A 17,777-nucleotide genomic window follows, 5' to 3' on the forward strand; every position below is an offset into this window, starting at 1 on the left:
ATGATTAACTCTTTATTTTTTAAAGAGTAGATTATAAATCTAAAATCAATTTTTTAATTGCAAATAAATCAATAGTAAAAACTATGATGAATAACAGAAACAATAAAGATAAAAATCCAGTAAAAAGATTTAACAAAATCTCTATTGGATTGGCTTCACCAGAATCTATCCTTAAAGAATCAAGAGGAGAGGTTTTAAAGCCGGAAACAATTAACTATAGAACTCACAAACCAGAGCGTGATGGACTTTTCTGCGAAAGAATCTTCGGACCAGTAAAAGACTTCGAATGTGCTTGTGGTAAGTATAAAAGAATTCGTTACAAAGGTATTATCTGTGACCGTTGTGGTGTTGAAGTTACTGAGAAAAAAGTACGTCGTGATAGAGTAGGACACATCAACCTTGTTGTGCCAATTGCTCACATCTGGTACTTCCGTTCTCTTCCAAACAAAATTGGTTATATCCTTGGTCTTCCATCTAAGAAATTAGATATGATCATTTACTACGAAAGATATGTAGTAATTCAAGCTGGTATTGCTAAAAATGCAGATGGAGAATCATTACAAAGATTAGATTTCTTAACTGAAGAAGAATACTTAAATATTTTAGATACTCTTCCACAGGAAAACCAATATTTAGATGATTTAGATCCAAATAAATTTGTTGCCAAAATGGGAGCAGAGTGTATCATGGATTTATTAGCTCGTATTGATCTTGATGCATTATCTTATGAATTGAGACACAGCGCTAACAACGAAACATCTAAACAAAGAAAAACTGAGGCTTTAAAAAGATTACAAGTTGTAGAATCTTTCCGTGAGTCTAACGAAAACCGCGAAAACCGTCCAGAATGGATGATTATGAAAGTGGTTCCAGTTATCCCGCCAGAATTACGTCCACTTGTACCACTTGATGGAGGTCGTTTTGCAACTTCAGATTTGAACGATTTATATCGTCGTGTAATCATCCGTAACAACCGTTTGAAAAGATTAATGGAGATTAAAGCTCCAGAAGTTATCTTAAGAAACGAGAAACGTATGTTACAAGAATCTGTAGATTCATTATTCGATAACACACGTAAAGCTTCTGCTGTTAAAACAGAATCTAACAGACCATTAAAATCATTATCTGACTCATTAAAAGGTAAACAAGGACGTTTCCGTCAAAACCTTTTAGGAAAACGTGTGGATTATTCTGCTCGTTCGGTAATCGTCGTTGGTCCAGAGTTAAAATTATATGAGTGCGGATTGCCAAAAGATATGGCTTCTGAATTATACAAACCTTTCGTAATCCGTAAATTGATTGAAAGAGGTATTGTAAAAACAGTAAAATCTGCTAAGAAAATCATTGACAAAAAAGAGCCAGTAGTTTGGGATATCCTTGAAAATGTAATTAAAGGACACCCAGTATTACTTAACCGTGCTCCTACTTTGCACAGACTTGGTATTCAGGCTTTCCAGCCAAAATTAATTGAAGGAAAAGCGATCCAGTTACACCCATTAGTATGTACGGCTTTCAACGCCGATTTCGATGGTGACCAGATGGCGGTTCACTTACCATTAGGACCAGAAGCTATTTTAGAGGCGCAATTATTAATGTTGGCTTCTCACAATATCTTGAACCCTGCAAATGGTGCTCCAATTACCGTACCTTCTCAGGACATGGTCTTGGGTCTATACTATATGACCAAAGAGCGTATTTCTACAGAAGATCACAAAATTATTGGTCAAGATTTGACTTTCTACTCTGCTGAAGAAGTAAATATTGCATTAAACGAAGGAAGATTAGAATTGAATGCTCGTGTGAAAATCCGTGCAAAAGATTTTAATGACGCTGGAGAATTGGTGTACAAAATTATCCAAACAACTGCTGGACGTGTATTATTTAACGAAGTAGTACCTGAAGCAGCTGGATATATCAATGACGTATTGACTAAGAAAAACCTTAGAGATATTATCGGACACATTTTAAGTGTGACTGATGTACCTACAACGGCAGCTTTCTTGGATAATATGAAAGATATGGGGTATAAATTCGCATTTAGAGGAGGTTTATCATTCTCTTTAGGTGATATTAGAATTCCAGAACAAAAAACTAAATTGATTGCAGATGCCAGAGAGCAAGTTGAAGGTATCTCAACCAACTATAACATGGGTCTTATTACCAATAACGAGCGTTACAACCAAGTTATTGACGTATGGACTTCTGCGAATGCTCAGTTAACAGAGTTAGCAATGAAAAATATTAGAGAAGACCAACAAGGTTTCAACTCTGTATATATGATGCTTGATTCTGGGGCGAGGGGTTCTAAGGAGCAGATTCGTCAGTTAACAGGTATGCGTGGTTTGATGGCTAAGCCTAAAAAATCTACTGCCGGTGGTGGTGAGATTATTGAAAACCCGATTCTTTCTAACTTTAAGGAAGGTCTTTCGATCCTTGAGTACTTTATTTCAACTCACGGTGCTCGTAAAGGTCTTGCGGATACGGCTCTTAAAACGGCCGATGCTGGTTACTTGACAAGAAGGCTTCATGACGTTTCTCAGGATGTTATTGTAAACATCGAAGACTGTGGAACTCTTAGAGGTGTTGAAGTATCTGCATTGAAGAAAAATGAGGAAATCGTTGAATCATTAGGAGAGAGAATTTTAGGACGTGTTGCATTGCAAGACGTTATTAATCCGCTTACTAATGAAGTAATGGTTCAATCTGGTCAGCAAATTACTGAAGCAATTATGAGAACTATCGAAGCTTCTCCAATTGAAAAAGTAGAGGTTAGATCTCCATTAACTTGTGAAGCTACAAAAGGTATTTGTGCGAAATGTTACGGTAGAAACTTAGCTACTGGTAAGATGACACAAAGAGGTGAAGCTGTCGGAGTTATTGCAGCTCAGTCTATTGGTGAGCCAGGTACACAGTTGACACTTCGTACGTTCCACGTTGGAGGGGTTGCTGGAGGTATCTCTGAAGAGTCTAGTATTGTTACAAGATTCAACGGTAGATTAGAAATTGAAGATTTAAAAACAGTAAAAGGAGAAGACGGAGAAGGAAATTCTGTTGATATCGTAGTTTCACGTTCAACTGAGTTGAAATTAGTTGACGAGAAAACTGGTATTGTTTTAAATACACATAACATTCCTTATGGATCTAGTATTTTTGTTAATGATGGAGATACTGTTGCTAAAGGAACTGTAATCTGTAAATGGGATCCATATAACGGTGTAATTGTTTCTGAGTTTACTGGTAAGATTGCTTACGAAGATTTAGAGCAAGGACAATCGTTCATGGTTGAGATCGATGAGCAGACTGGTTTCCAAGAAAAAGTAATTTCTGAGGCTAGAAACAAAAAATTAATCCCAACTTTATTGGTTTACGGTAAAGAAGGAGAATTGATTCGTTCATACAACTTACCAGTAGGTGCACACTTAATGGTTGAGAATGGTGAGAAAATTAAAGCAGGTAAAGTATTAGTAAAAATCCCTCGTCGTTCTTCTAAAGCAGGCGATATCACGGGAGGTTTACCAAGAATTACGGAGCTTCTTGAGGCTCGTAACCCTTCTAACCCAGCGGTTGTATCTGAAATTGATGGTGTTGTATCATTCGGTAAAATTAAAAGAGGTAACCGTGAGATCGTTATCGAATCTAAATTTGGTGAGATTAAAAAGTATTTAGTTAAACTTTCTAGCCAAATCTTAGTACAAGAAAATGACTTCGTAAGAGCGGGAGTTCCATTGTCTGATGGTGCAATTACACCAGATGATATCTTAAGAATTCAAGGTCCAGCTGCTGTTCAACAGTACTTGGTAAATGAGATTCAAGAGGTTTACCGTCTTCAAGGGGTAAAAATCAATGATAAGCACTTTGAGGTAGTTATTCGTCAAATGATGCGTAAAGTAAGAGTTCAGGATCCAGGTGATACTTTATTCTTAGAAGACCAATTAATTCACACTAAAGATTTCATCGTTCAAAACGATAAATTATATGGTATGAAAGTGGTTGAAGATGCTGGAGATTCTTCAGTATTGAAACCTGGTCAGATCATTACGCCTCGTGAATTACGTGATGAGAATTCATTATTGAAACGTACAGATAAAAATCTTGTTGTAGCAAGAGATGTAATCACTGCAACTGCAACGCCAGTTCTACAAGGTATTACAAGAGCTTCGTTACAAACTAAATCATTCATTTCTGCGGCTTCATTCCAGGAGACAACGAAAGTACTTAACGAAGCTGCAGTAGCTGGTAAAGTAGATGATCTAGAAGGATTAAAAGAAAATGTAATTGTTGGACACAGAATTCCTGCGGGAACTGGTATGAGAGAATACGATAATACTATCGTAGGATCTAAAGACGATTACAACGAAATGATGGCTAATAAAGAAGAATACATTTATTAATTAGGAAACTATGAGTAATCCGAAACAACAGCAAGAGCAAATTAATATTGAGTTAGATGAAAGCATCGCGGAAGGAATTTATTCTAATCTTGCGATCATCAACCACTCATCATCAGAGTTTGTTTTAGATTTTGTGAGCATTATGCCAGGTATTCCTAAAGCCAAGGTAAAGTCAAGAATTGTTTTGACACCACAACATGCTAAAAGATTATTGCGAGCAATAGGTGAAAATATCCACAGATTTGAGGCAGCTCATGGCGAAATCAAAGAAACGGAACAAGCACCAATTCCGCTTAATTTTGGTCCAACTGGACAAGCATAAATTCTAAAGCCCCTTTTTAAGGGGCTTTTTTTTTTGCTACTGCATAGTTAAGAATGCAGTTTGTCTGATTTAATTTACTTTAATCGACTAAATTTCTTTTCAGTAAAGTATTATTTTAAATTGGTGTTGCCTAAAAAAGATTGAATTTTGAAATATAATGACTTAGTAAAGGTTGATTTAATTCAAGTTATAAAAAAGCGCTAATTCTGTTAGCGTTTTTTTTATGCTTTTAAATTTTAGTATAAAATTTTTTCTGCTTTCTTCCCAACCTTTTAATTGAAAATGCACTCTATATAAGTAAATGATCTGCGAAAGATCTTTAACTTAAAAAGATGCGCCATGAAAAAGAAATTCACCTTAGAAATAGCAAGCCCATGTTCTGAAAACTTTGATAAAATGATTCCAAATGCAAATGGTTCATTTTGTAATTCCTGCATGAAAAATGTAATTGATTTGAGTAAAAAAACGAATTCTGAAGTAGCTAAATTCATTTCAGAAAACAAAAACAGAAACATTTGTGCGAGATTGAAAACAACACAGCTAGAAGAAGAATTTCAATTTAATGAAACGTCTAAAATTGCTAATTTGAAATATGCGGCCGTTGCGGCTTCTATTTTGTTAGCATCAAATGTAAGTGGACAAGAAAAAGCAACTGTAGAAACAGAAATAAGAGTTCAAAAGCCAGCTCATTATACAGTTGGGAAAGTTGCTTATGTTCAAAATGAAGATGAACAGTCTATCTTTGTAAAAGGTAAATTACTTGAAGCCAAAACCAACAAACCTTTCGACAGAAAAATATATCGAAATCTTTCGATTTCTATTAATGGATCAAAAAGTAATATAAAAATGGATTCGAAAACTGGTGAGTTTTTAATTCCGATAGTAGTTGCAAAGGATTCTAAGACATTTGAAGTTACCATTACCGCTGACGATTATTATTTATCAAAAACAATCGATTTTGATATAACTAAGATTAAAGATAATGTATTGGTAAAAAATATAATTATCTCGGCAGATGAACTTTCAAGGATTTATATCGCTGGAGGATTAGGCATTAATTATATTCAGGAGAAAAGAACTAAAGAAATTTAGATTGAATCAATAATAAAAAAGGCTGTTTAAAATTCATTAAACAGCCTTTGTATTTTTATAAAAGAAAATTAATCAAACTCAGAAGTAAAATACAACTTCACACTTGGATATTTGCTTTGTGTCATCTGGATTGTAAAATCAGAATCGGCTAAGAATACCAATTGACCGTATTTGTCGTGTGCCAAGAATTTTTGTTTGATACGCTTAAATTCTTTGAACTCTTCATTTTTAGAATCGTCAGGTTTAACCCAGCAAGCCTTATGTACAGGGAAATTCTCGTAAGTACATTTTGCTCCGTATTCGTGCTCTAGACGATATTGGATTACCTCGTATTGAAGTGCTCCAACTGTTCCGATAACTTTACGGTTGTTCATTTCTAAAGTAAATAACTGAGCAACTCCTTCGTCCATTAACTGATCGACTCCTTTTTCTAATTGCTTAGCTTTCATCGGGTCAGCATTGTTAATGTATCTAAAGTGTTCTGGAGAGAAACTCGGAATTCCTTTAAAGCTCATGATTTCGCCTTCGGTTAAAGTATCTCCAATTTTAAAGTTTCCAGTATCGTGTAAACCTACAATGTCCCCAGGATAAGAAATGTCTACAATTTCTTTTTTCTCAGCAAAAAACGCATTCGGGCTAGAGAATTTTAAATTTTTCTTCTGACGAACGTGGTAATAAGGTTTGTTTCTTTCAAAAGTTCCCGAAACAATTTTAATGAATGCTAAACGGTCACGGTGTTTCGGATCCATGTTTGCGTGGATTTTGAAAACAAAGCCCGTCATTTTTTCTTCGGTAGGCTCAACGGTACGAGTTTCTGAATCTTTTGCTCTTGGTGAAGGTGCAATTGTAATGAAACAATCTAACAACTCGCGAACTCCAAAGTTATTCAATGCAGAACCAAAAAATACAGGTTGAATTTTTCCGTCTAAATAATCTTGACGCTCAAATTTTGGATACACTTCGTCAATTAATTCTAATTCTTCACGAAGTTTAGCAGCAGCTTTTTCGCCCACAATTTTATCTAATTCTGGATTATTCTGAACATCAGAAAAAGCAATTGTTTCTTCTATATTTTTACGGCTGTCTCCACTAAAAAGATTAATGTTTTCTTCCCAAAGATTGTAAATTCCCTGAAAATCGTAACCCATTCCGATAGGGAAACTTAATGGTGTAACTTTTAGACCTAGTTTTTGTTCTACCTCATCCATTAGATCGAAAGCATCTTTACCTTCACGGTCTAATTTATTGATGAAAACAATCATCGGAATATTACGCATTCTACAAACCGAAACCAATTTTTCAGTCTGTTCCTCAACCCCTTTTGCAACGTCAATCACAACGATTACGCTATCAACCGCAGTTAAAGTTCTAAATGTATCTTCAGCAAAATCCTTGTGTCCAGGAGTATCAAGGATGTTGATTTTTTTATCTTTATAATTAAAAGCAAGAACAGAGGTAGAAACCGAAATACCTCTTTGGCGTTCGATTTCCATGAAATCAGATGTTGCTCCTTTTTTAATCTTATTACTTTTTACCGCACCAGCTTCCTGAATTGCACCTCCAAATAACAATAATTTCTCGGTCAATGTTGTTTTACCGGCATCGGGATGCGATATAATTCCAAATGTTCTTCTGCGTTGTATTTCTTTTAAAAAGCTCATATTTTGTATAAATAGGTTGCAAAAGTACTATTAATTACGGCTTAATAAAAATATTCAGTTCGCAAATTGAATGTTGAAAATAGTAGCAGCTAATTTGAAAAAGTTTTTTGCCACGAATTGCACGAATTTCACTTGTTTTGCAAAAAAATCAATCCGAATTTTATAGCTATCTTTAGTAGTGAAAAGTAAACGTAAAGAATTTGTACTAATAATTATTTTAGACAGAGAAAAAAATTAGTGAAATTCGTGCAATTAGTGGCTAAAAAAAAACACACAATCTTGGCAAAAATAAAAAGCTGCTCTTGAAAGAACAGCTTTTAGAAATAGTCATTTTAAATTACTGATTAATTGACCAAACTGAATATCCTTTTGGAGGACATTGTATTTTTACCCATTTGTCTGCTTGAGTTGTTGGGTACCAAGATGAGTTTCCTGTAAAATCTTTAATTTGCGTGTTAGCCCAATTGGTCTGAATCCACCTTTCTTGCCAAACATCCGAATTGTTGATATAAACTACTAAACCTGGATTTCCGTTATAACCATTTCTTCTCGCTACATATTCGTCATTATCAGAATATAAAATTGAAGTTGTTCCGGTTGCTTTATTGTTGTGAATCCAGATCAGGTTATTCAATTTGTTTTTGTCTAGCCATTCTTCATAATCTCTATAGAAAATTGTAGGATAGCCTTCGTGAGTTAATATATAGGAGTAAGCTAACATTTTACTGTAAATCTCATCTGTATCATGATTGGTTACAAAAGTTACCGCTTTATACGGATTTCGCTTCCACATCATATCATCATTCAAAAGAGCAAGATTATTTCCATCAAAAGCATCATTCATTTTATAATAACAAGCAAAATCGAAAACAGAACTGTTTGCATTGTTTGCCCAATCATTTAATACATTAACATTAGAATCCCATAATTCTCCAACAGAAAATCCGCCAACATTTGCATTCCATGCATTTACAACCCAGGCGCCAAAACCTTTCACATAATCAAATCTCCATCCGTCAAATTTCATAGTGTTTTTATAATATTTTCCAACTCCGTCAGCTCTAAGCCAAAGCCAGTTTTGAACATTTGGGGCAGCGTGGCATAAATCTGGAAAACCTCCAAAAGATCCTTCGTCATTATTTCCGTAACTATTTTTGTAAAAATCATTATAAGTACGAGGAAATTTACCAGAAGCAACTCCTGTGAAATTAGTCCAAGTATTTGTTCCAGTAAACGGATTCGCTTCAGATTGGCCACCGCTGTTGTGGTTGATTACAATGTCTGCATATACTTTTATGTTTTCGGTATGTGCGGCAGTAATTAAATTTACTAATTCTGTTTTCGAACCAAATCTAGTTTCTGTAGTACCGTTCTGGTTGTAATCTCCAAAATCAAAATAATCTGTTGGGTCATATCCCATAGAAAAAGCTCCGTTTTGTGCTTTTGAAGCAGGAGGTAGCCAGATAGAGCCAATTCCAGCATTTCCCCATGCAGTTACTTTACTGCTAACAGTATTCCACCAAGTTCCTCCAGCAGGAACATCCCAATAGAAAGCCTGCATCATAACGCCACCGCCAGGATTGTCTACATATTTTCCAGTAGAAGAAGAATTAGAAACTCCTGTACTAAAAGGTTTTCCGTCGTGGTGTGTAACCTCAATAACTTTAAATTGTTTACTTTCAGCTTTTGCGTCCGATTCGCTGATTTCATTTGTAGAACACGAATACAGCAGTCCAGTAAATGCCGTAATAAGGCATAACTTTAAAATAGGTTTTTTCATAATAGATGTGGTTAAGTTAAATAGTTGTTTTTGTAATTGTTAAAATTCAAGTCTTAAAATGCAGATATTGCTATTTTTTGATTGTGAAAATTATCAATTACGCATCTAAAGTAATTTTTTTTTGATTTAATTTTAATTTGTAAGAAAATAGTTTGTTACGAAAACGTTGTAGTGTTAAGAACTTTTTATTAGGATGCTTATAATTAGGTTTTTATTTTATCTGAAATTTAAATTTTCAAAGCAACTATAAAGTTGTATTTCATTGAATTGAGAAAATCAAAATAGATGTTTTTATGCAGCAAAATAAAACTATCCTATAATTTTATGTTAATAGTATATCGGATAGTTGGATTATGTAATTGAATTGTTATTTTTGTTCGTTATAAGTTACGAAAGAACTATACTTTAATTATTTATGTTTAAGTTCAGCATCAATAATTTTAGAAGGATTATCTAAAACAGGCTTACATTCAAATAAAAATTAAAATAATGCTATTAAAAAAATTACAGCTAAAAACAATTGATTTCAAGTTTGCACTACCAATTTGTTTTTTTCTTTTTTTTACTCCAATTATCTCAGCGCAAGAAATTATTCCTGATGTTGTTGCTCAAAAACCAGTAGAAACTCCTTCTGGCGGAAAATTGAAAATTGACGGAATTATTGCGACAGTTGGAGATTATATCGTTTTAGATTCTGATATCGATAAAGGATTTTTGGAAATTACAGCACAAGGCGGATCTATTAAAGATATTACAAGATGCCAAATGCTTGGTAAGCTTCTAGAAGACAAATTATACGCACACCAAGCCATTCAGGATAGTATTATTGTGAGTGATGCCGAAGTTAGAGGTATGATGGAAGACCGTCTAAACTATATGACGCAGCAAGTTGGTGATATCAATAAAGTAGTAGAATACTATAAAAAGAGTTCTGTAGAAGAATTTAAAACTTATTTTGCTGATATCTTAAAGGAGCAAAAATTAGCTTCTGAAATGAGAGATAAGATTATTAAAGATGTTGAAATCACTCCAGAAGAAGTTCGTAATTTCTTTAAAAAAATACCAAAAGATGAATTGCCAACTTTTGGAGCAGAAATGGAAGTAGCACAAATTGTGGTAGAGCCTAAAATTTCTAAAGAAGACAAACAAAAAGTTATTGATAGATTAAATGCTATAAGAAAAGATGTTCTTGAAGGTTCTAGTTTTGCAACAAAAGCAGTTTTGTATTCTCAAGATCCAGGATCTTCACCAAACGGAGGTTATTACAAAATGACAAGAAAAACTCCTTTTGTAAAAGAGTTTAAAGATGTTGCTTTTAGTTTGCAGGCGGGTGAGGTTTCAGAACCATTTGAAACTACTTTCGGATACCATATTATTATGGTAGAAAAAATTAAAGGGCAAGAAGTAGAGCTTCGTCATATTTTGATTGCTCCGACAGTTTCTGAGGCAGCTTTAAAAGAAGCTAAAGAAAGAATTACCAATATTAGAAATAAGATAGTTAATAAAGAGATTACTTTTGCTGAAGCAGCAAGAACAGAGTCTGACGAAAAAGAAACTAGAGCAAACGGAGGAACATTGGTAAACCCGACAACTCAAGATACTCGATTTGAGTTGACTAAAATGGATCCAACTTTATATAGCCAGGTTTCTAACTTAAAAGGAGACGAAATTTCTCAACCACTTTTAAATACAGATGATAAAGGTAAAAAAACATATAAGTTGATTACCGTTACAAATAGAATTGACGAGCACACTGCAGATTATGCTAAAGATTATACTAAGATTAAAGAATTAGCATTAAAAGAAAAGCAGATTAACGCAATTGCAAAATGGTTTGATACTAAGATTAAAGACACTTATATCAAAATTATTGGAGAATATAAAGACTGTACTTTTGCAAACAATTGGTTGAAAAAATAAGTTTTAATAAATAAATAAAAAGAGTTAGTTTTATGAATTCATAGAATTAACTCTTTTTAATTTTAAATACATTCATAAATGTCTGACGTAACAGCAATTCACAATTTAGTTCAAAAAAGAAACGAATTAAAAAAAGAAATAGCGAAAATCATTGTAGGGCAGGACGCCGTTGTAGATCAAATTTTACTTTGTATATTTTCTGGAGGACACGCACTTTTAATTGGAGTTCCAGGTTTGGCAAAAACCTTAATGATAAACACTTTGTCTCAGGCTTTGGGGCTAGATTTTAAAAGAATTCAGTTTACACCAGATTTAATGCCTTCTGATATTTTAGGAAGTGAAATTTTGGATGAAAACAGGAATTTTAAATTCATTAAAGGGCCAATTTTCTCTAACATTATTCTGGCTGATGAGATCAACAGAACACCGCCAAAAACACAAGCAGCTTTGTTAGAAGCCATGCAGGAAAGATCGGTTACGATTGCGGGACAACATCATAAATTAGATTTGCCTTATTTTGTTTTAGCAACTCAGAACCCAATTGAGCAAGAAGGAACTTATCCGTTGCCAGAAGCACAATTGGATCGTTTTATGTTTGCTATTAAATTAGAATATCCAACTTTTGAAGAAGAAGTTCAAGTAGTAAAACGAACAACTTCTGATGTGAAGACAGAAATTAATCCGTTGTTTACTGCGCAGGAAATTATCGATTTTCAACATTTAATTCGCAGAATTCCTGTCGCAGATAATGTTATCGAATATGCGGTGACTTTAGTAAGTAAAACGCGTCCAGATAATAGTTTAACTACAGATTTTGTGAAAAACTATTTGGATTGGGGAGCAGGACCAAGAGCTTCGCAGAATTTAATTTTGGCAGCAAAAGCACATGCCGCTTTTAATGGGAAATTTTCACCAGATATTGAAGATGTTCAGGCTGTTGCAACGGGTATTCTAAGACACAGAATTATTAAAAATTATAAAGCTGATGCTGAAGGAATAACGGAAGAAGTTATTATTAAAAAATTAATGTAAAATCTAAAAATATTTTTATAGAAATCCTGATAATTTATTGTCAGGATTTTTTGTTTTTAGAAGTTGGAAAAACCTTTCTCAACGACGTTTAAAATCTTAACTATAACGTTATAATTGCTTATTTAGAAAGATTCTTAGTGAAAATAGAGGTAAAAACTTACTTGCATTATAACATAGAATTTCGACTTTGTTAAAGAAAAGATTTTTAAATGTTAATAATTCATTATTTTAATATTAAATTGATTTATTGATAAAAACAAGCAGTGAAAATCGTTTTTTAGCAATAATAATTTTTGAAAACGCTAGTTCTATTAAATTTTTTTTAATTATCGTCTTTAATGCTTAAATTTGCCTCAAAAAAATAAATCCGCTTTATTATGAATATTTATCAGGATTACATTCAAGAAATTGAAGAAAGAAAAAATCAAGGGTTACACCCAAAACCAATTGATGGAGCTGAGTTATTAAGCGAAATCATTGCCCAAATTAAAGATGTTGATAACGCACACCGCGAAGACTCTCTTAAGTTTTTTATTTACAATACTTTACCTGGTACGACCAATGCTGCAGGTGAAAAAGCAAAATTTTTAAAAGAAATTATTTTAGGTGAATCTTTAGTAAAAGAGATTACTCCTGATTTTGCTTTTGAATTATTATCGCACATGAAAGGTGGGCCTTCAATCGAGGTTTTACTAGATTTAGCTTTAGGTAATGATGTAGCTATTGCACAAGAAGCGGCGAAAGTACTTAAAACACAAGTTTTCCTATATGATGCAGATACAGATCGTTTGAAGGAAGCATATAAAAATGGAAGTGTAATTGCTAAAGATATTTTAGAAAGCTATGCAAAAGCTGAATTCTTTACTAAGCTTCCAGAAGTTGCAGAAGAAATTAAAGTGGTGACTTTTATTGCTGGAGAGGGTGATATTTCTACAGATTTATTATCTCCAGGAAACCAAGCTCACTCACGTTCAGATCGTGAGCTTCACGGTAAATGTATGATCACGCCAGAAGCACAAGCTGAAATTCAAGCTTTACAAGCAAAACATCCAGACGCAAGCGTGATGTTAATTGCTGAAAAAGGTACAATGGGTGTTGGTTCTTCTAGAATGTCAGGTGTAAACAACGTGGCGCTTTGGACTGGTAAACAAGCAAGTAAATATGTTCCGTTTGTAAATATTGCTCCAATTGTTGGAGGTACAAATGGTATTTCTCCAATCTTCCTTACAACGGTTGACGTTACAGGAGGTATTGGTGTTGACCTTAAAAACTGGGTTAAAAAAACGGACTCAGAAGGAAATGTTATTCGTAACGAAAATGACGAACCAATCCTTGAGCAAACGTATTCTGTTGCTACAGGAACAGTTCTTACAATTAATACAAAAACAAAAAAACTATACAGCGGTGATCAAGAATTGATTGACATGTCTAAGTCATTCACTCCGCAAAAAATGGAATTCATTAAAGCTGGAGGATCTTACGCTATTGTATTTGGTAAAAAATTACAAACATTTGCAGCAAAAGTTTTAGATATTGAAGCTCCGCTAGTATTTGCTCCATCAAAAGAAATTTCTATTGAAGGACAAGGTCTTACTGCGGTAGAAAAAATCTTCAATAAAAATGCTGTTGGGATTACTCCAGGAAAAGTTTTACATGCTGGTTCAGATGTTCGTGTGGAAGTAAACATTGTAGGTTCTCAGGATACTACAGGTTTAATGACTGCTCAAGAATTAGAGTCTATGGCTGCTACAATAATTTCTCCAATTGTTGACGGTGCTTACCAATCAGGATGTCACACAGCTTCTGTATGGGATAAAAAAGCGCAAGCTAATATTCCTAAATTGATGAAATTTATGAACAACTTTGGTTTGATCACGGCTCGTGACCCTAAAGGTGTTTACCACTCAATGACAGACGTAATTCACAAAGTACTTAACGATATCACTATTGACGAATGGGCAATCATTATCGGTGGTGACTCTCATACTAGAATGTCAAAAGGTGTTGCTTTTGGTGCTGACTCTGGAACTGTTGCACTTGCATTGGCTACTGGAGAAGCTTCTATGCCGATTCCAGAATCTGTAAAAGTGACTTTCAAAGGAGATATGAAAGAGTACATGGATTTCCGTGATGTGGTTCACGCTACACAAGCGCAAATGTTACATCAGTTTGGTGGAGAAAACGTATTCCAAGGTAGAATTATTGAGGTTCATATCGGAACTCTTACTGCTGACCAAGCGTTTACCTTTACAGACTGGACTGCAGAAATGAAAGCGAAAGCTTCTATCTGTATTTCTGAAGATGATACTTTGATCGAATCATTGGAAATTGCTAAAGGCAGAATCCAAATCATGATCGAAAAAGGAATGGATAACGAAAGACAAGTTCTTCAAGGATTAATCAATAAAGCAGACAAACGTATTGCTGAAATTAAATCTGCAGAAAAACCAGCTTTAACTCCAGATGCAAACGCTAAATATTATGCTGAAGTTGTAGTTGACTTAGATCAGATTGCTGAGCCAATGATTGCTGACCCAGACGTTAATAATATTGATGTTTCTAAAAGATATACTCACGATACTATTAGACCATTATCTTTCTACGGTGGAGTGAAAAAAGTAGATCTTGGATTTATCGGCTCTTGTATGGTTCATAAAGGAGATATGAAAATCCTTGCTCAAATGTTGAAAAACGTTGAAGCTCAAAATGGTAAAGTTCAATTTAATGCGCCGCTTGTAGTAGCGCCACCAACTTATAACATTGTTGATGAGCTTAAAGCTGAAGGTGATTGGGCAGTTTTACAAAAATACTCTGGTTTCGAATTTAATGATGATGCTCCAAAAGGTGCAGCACGTACAGAATACGAAAACATGCTTTACTTAGAGCGTCCAGGATGTAACCTTTGTATGGGTAACCAAGAAAAAGCGGCTAAAGGAGATACTGTAATGGCAACATCTACACGTCTTTTCCAAGGTAGAGTTGTAGAAGATACGGAAGGTAAAAAAGGAGAATCATTGCTTTCTTCTACGCCAGTTGTAGTTCTTTCTACAATTTTAGGTAGAACTCCAACTATGGAAGAATATACTGCTGCGGTAGATGGTATTAACTTAACTAAGTTCGCACCTTCTAACAAACAATTAGTTATGTAATCAATAGATTATTTAAGAATATTTTCAAAGCCCGAGTCATAAAACTCGGGCTTTTTTAGTAATAATTACTCTATTTTTTGTAACTTGTCATGTTCAAAAAAGAATAATAAAAAACAAAAAATCTATGGCTTTTGATATCGAAATGATTAAAAAAGTGTACGAAAACATGCCTGCGCGAGTTGATAAAGCGCGTGAAATTGTTGGACGTCCGCTTACTTTAACAGAGAAAATTTTATACAATCACCTTTGGGACGGAAATCCGACAAAGGCATTTGGAAGAGGAGTTGATTATGTTGATTTTGCGCCAGACCGCGTAGCTTGTCAAGATGCAACTGCACAAATGGCATTGTTACAGTTTATGCACGCTGGAAAATCTAAAGTGGCAGTTCCTACAACGGTTCACTGTGATCACTTGATTCAAGCAAAAGTAGATGCTGTAACTGATTTGGCTAGAGCAAAAACACAAAGCAATGAAGTTTTCGACTTCTTATCTTCTGTTTCTAATAAATACGGAATCGGTTTCTGGAAACCAGGAGCTGGAATTATTCACCAAGTCGTACTTGAAAATTATGCTTTTCCTGGAGGAATGATGATTGGTACAGACTCTCACACTGTAAATGCAGGTGGTTTAGGAATGGTGGCAATTGGTGTTGGTGGAGCAGATGCTGTAGATGTTATGTCAGGAATGGCATGGGAGCTTAAATTTCCTAAACTTATCGGAGTTAAATTAACTGGAAAATTATCTGGATGGACAGCTCCAAAAGACGTTATTCTTAAAGTTGCGGGTATTTTGACTGTAAAAGGTGGTACTGGAGCAATTGTAGAATATTTTGGAGAAGGTGCTACGGCAATGTCTTGTACTGGTAAAGGAACTATTTGCAACATGGGAGCTGAAATTGGGGCTACAACTTCAACTTTTGGTTACGATGATTCAATGGGCCGTTACCTTCGTTCTACAAACAGAGCTGATGTGGCTGATGCAGCAGATAAAATTGCTTCTTATTTAACAGGAGATGCAGAGGTATACGCAAATCCGCACGAATATTTTGACCAAGTTATCGAAATTAATTTGTCTGAATTAGAGCCACATTTAAATGGGCCTTTTACACCAGATTTAGCTACTCCAATTTCTAAAATGAAAGAAGAAGCAATCAAAAACAACTGGCCATTACAAATTCAGGTTGGTCTAATTGGTTCTTGTACGAACTCTTCTTACGAAGATATTTCACGTGCGGCTTCATTGGCAAGACAAGTTGCCGATAAAAATTTAAAAACAAAATCACAGTTTACAATTACTCCAGGTTCTGAGGTAGTACGTTCTACTATTGAAAGAGACGGATTTATTGATACTTTTCATAAAATCGGAGCAACTGTTTTTGCTAATGCCTGCGGACCATGTATTGGTATGTGGGATAGAGAAGGAGCAGAAAAAGAAGAAAGAAATACAATTGTTCACTCTTTTAACCGAAACTTCTCAAAACGTGCAGATGGTAATCCAAATACTTTAGCTTTTGTGGGTTCTCCAGAATTAGTAACGGCGCTAGCTATTGCAGGCGATTTGAGTTTTAATCCATTAACAGATACATTAATCAATGAAGATGGAGAAGAGGTAAGACTAGATGCTCCAACTGGAGACGAGCTTCCTTCTAAAGGTTTCTATGCTGAAGATCCAGGTTTTCAAGCTCCGGCGGCAGATGGTTCAGGGGTTCAGGTAGTAGTAAATCCAACTTCAGAGCGTTTGCAGTTATTGGCTCCTTTTAATGCTTGGGATGGTAAAAATATTGCAGGTGCTAAATTGCTAATCAAAGCATTTGGAAAATGTACTACAGACCACATTTCTATGGCTGGGCCTTGGTTGCGTTTCCGCGGACACTTAGATAATATTTCAAACAATATGCTGATTGGAGCTGTAAATGCTTATAATCAAAAAACAAACTCTGTTAAAAATCAATTAACTGGCGAATACGATGCTGTTCCTGCTGTTGCACGTGCATACAAAGCAGCTGGAGTTCCGTCTATCGTAGTTGGAGATCATAACTACGGAGAAGGTTCTTCTCGTGAGCATGCCGCTATGGAACCTCGTTTCTTAGGAGTTAAAGCAGTTTTAGTAAAATCTTTTGCGCGTATCCACGAAACCAACCTTAAAAAACAAGGTCTTTTAGGATTAACATTTGCAAACGAAGCAGATTACGATAAAATTCAGGAAGATGATACCATCAATTTCTTAGATTTAACAGAATTTGCTCCAGGTAAGCCTTTAACATTAGAATTTGTTCACGCAGATGGTTCAAAAGATATTATCTTGGCAAACCATACATACAATGAAGGGCAGATTGGCTGGTTTGTTGCAGGTTCTGCATTAAACCTAATTGCGGCTGGAAAAGCTTAATATTTAGATTTTGTATATTAGAAAGCCCTGTGAAAACAGGG

The 17,777-nt window shown here is 34.7% G+C and carries 9 protein-coding genes; 7 read left to right on the plus strand and 2 right to left on the minus strand.

Going from position 1 to position 17,777, the window contains the following annotated elements; translation table 11 throughout:
- Positions 1–83 precede the first annotated feature (83 nt).
- From rpoC to AC3E9W_RS19640, 3 genes are all read left to right on the plus strand, one after another.
- Positions 84–4,391 carry a DNA-directed RNA polymerase subunit beta' gene (gene rpoC / locus AC3E9W_RS19630; RefSeq protein WP_306158615.1) on the plus strand — a complete coding sequence of 1,436 codons (4,308 nt, stop codon included), beginning with the start codon at positions 84–86 and terminating at the stop codon, positions 4,389–4,391.
- Positions 4,392–4,401: 10 nt separating this feature from the next.
- Entirely contained in the window at positions 4,402–4,713 is a 312-nt protein-coding gene (locus AC3E9W_RS19635) for a DUF3467 domain-containing protein (RefSeq protein ID WP_201998146.1), read from the plus strand.
- Positions 4,714–5,052: 339 nt separating this feature from the next.
- The gene (locus AC3E9W_RS19640; RefSeq protein WP_488769686.1) at positions 5,053–5,805 is read left to right on the plus strand and encodes a hypothetical protein; all 753 of its coding nucleotides are present in this window, start codon (positions 5,053–5,055) and stop codon (positions 5,803–5,805) included.
- A gap of 68 nt (positions 5,806–5,873) precedes the next feature.
- On the opposite strand, the gene AC3E9W_RS19645 is transcribed toward AC3E9W_RS19640, so the two are convergent.
- Both AC3E9W_RS19645 and AC3E9W_RS19650 read right to left on the minus strand, forming a co-directional pair.
- Complete coding sequence (locus AC3E9W_RS19645) at positions 5,874–7,466, minus strand: peptide chain release factor 3 (protein WP_488769687.1); 1,593 nt, start codon at positions 7,464–7,466, stop codon at positions 5,874–5,876.
- A gap of 337 nt (positions 7,467–7,803) precedes the next feature.
- Positions 7,804–9,246 (minus strand): alpha-amylase, encoded by a 1,443-nt coding sequence (locus AC3E9W_RS19650; RefSeq protein WP_488769688.1) that lies wholly within the window; start codon positions 9,244–9,246, stop codon positions 7,804–7,806.
- Between the two features lie 489 nt (positions 9,247–9,735).
- On the opposite strand from AC3E9W_RS19650, the gene AC3E9W_RS19655 reads away from it, so the two are divergent.
- The 4 genes from AC3E9W_RS19655 to AC3E9W_RS19670 all read left to right on the plus strand — a co-directional run bounded on the left by AC3E9W_RS19655 (position 9,736) and on the right by AC3E9W_RS19670 (position 17,736).
- Positions 9,736–11,166 carry a peptidylprolyl isomerase gene (locus AC3E9W_RS19655; protein ID WP_306158624.1) on the plus strand — a complete coding sequence of 477 codons (1,431 nt, stop codon included), beginning with the start codon at positions 9,736–9,738 and terminating at the stop codon, positions 11,164–11,166.
- A 78-nt stretch (positions 11,167–11,244) separates the two neighbouring features.
- On the plus strand, positions 11,245–12,198 hold the full coding sequence (locus AC3E9W_RS19660) for an AAA family ATPase (RefSeq protein WP_488769689.1): 954 nt from the start codon (positions 11,245–11,247) through the stop codon (positions 12,196–12,198).
- Between the two features lie 377 nt (positions 12,199–12,575).
- Entirely contained in the window at positions 12,576–15,347 is a 2,772-nt protein-coding gene (locus tag AC3E9W_RS19665) for a bifunctional aconitate hydratase 2/2-methylisocitrate dehydratase (RefSeq protein ID WP_488769690.1), read from the plus strand.
- 124 nt (positions 15,348–15,471) lie between these two features.
- Positions 15,472–17,736, plus strand: coding sequence for an aconitate hydratase (locus tag AC3E9W_RS19670; RefSeq protein ID WP_306158628.1), 2,265 nt, complete (start codon positions 15,472–15,474; stop codon positions 17,734–17,736).
- Positions 17,737–17,777: the final 41 nt, after the last annotated feature.

It is taken from the genome of Flavobacterium sp. 38 (genome assembly GCF_057799715.1).

Excerpts from the sequence above, each read along its gene's own strand:
- AC3E9W_RS19640 (WP_488769686.1), top strand. The coding sequence starts at position 5,053 with ATGAAAAAGAAATTCACCTTAGAAATAGCAAGCCCATGTTCTGAAAAC.
- AC3E9W_RS19645 (WP_488769687.1), bottom strand. The coding sequence starts at position 7,466 with ATGAGCTTTTTAAAAGAAATACAACGCAGAAGAACATTTGGAATTATA.
- AC3E9W_RS19670 (WP_306158628.1), top strand. The coding sequence starts at position 15,472 with ATGGCTTTTGATATCGAAATGATTAAAAAAGTGTACGAAAACATGCCT.
- rpoC (WP_306158615.1), top strand. The coding sequence starts at position 84 with ATGATGAATAACAGAAACAATAAAGATAAAAATCCAGTAAAAAGATTT.
- AC3E9W_RS19655 (WP_306158624.1), top strand. The coding sequence starts at position 9,736 with ATGCTATTAAAAAAATTACAGCTAAAAACAATTGATTTCAAGTTTGCA.
- AC3E9W_RS19635 (WP_201998146.1), top strand. The coding sequence starts at position 4,402 with ATGAGTAATCCGAAACAACAGCAAGAGCAAATTAATATTGAGTTAGAT.
- AC3E9W_RS19650 (WP_488769688.1), bottom strand. The coding sequence starts at position 9,246 with ATGAAAAAACCTATTTTAAAGTTATGCCTTATTACGGCATTTACTGGA.
- AC3E9W_RS19665 (WP_488769690.1), top strand. The coding sequence starts at position 12,576 with ATGAATATTTATCAGGATTACATTCAAGAAATTGAAGAAAGAAAAAAT.
- AC3E9W_RS19660 (WP_488769689.1), top strand. The coding sequence starts at position 11,245 with ATGTCTGACGTAACAGCAATTCACAATTTAGTTCAAAAAAGAAACGAA.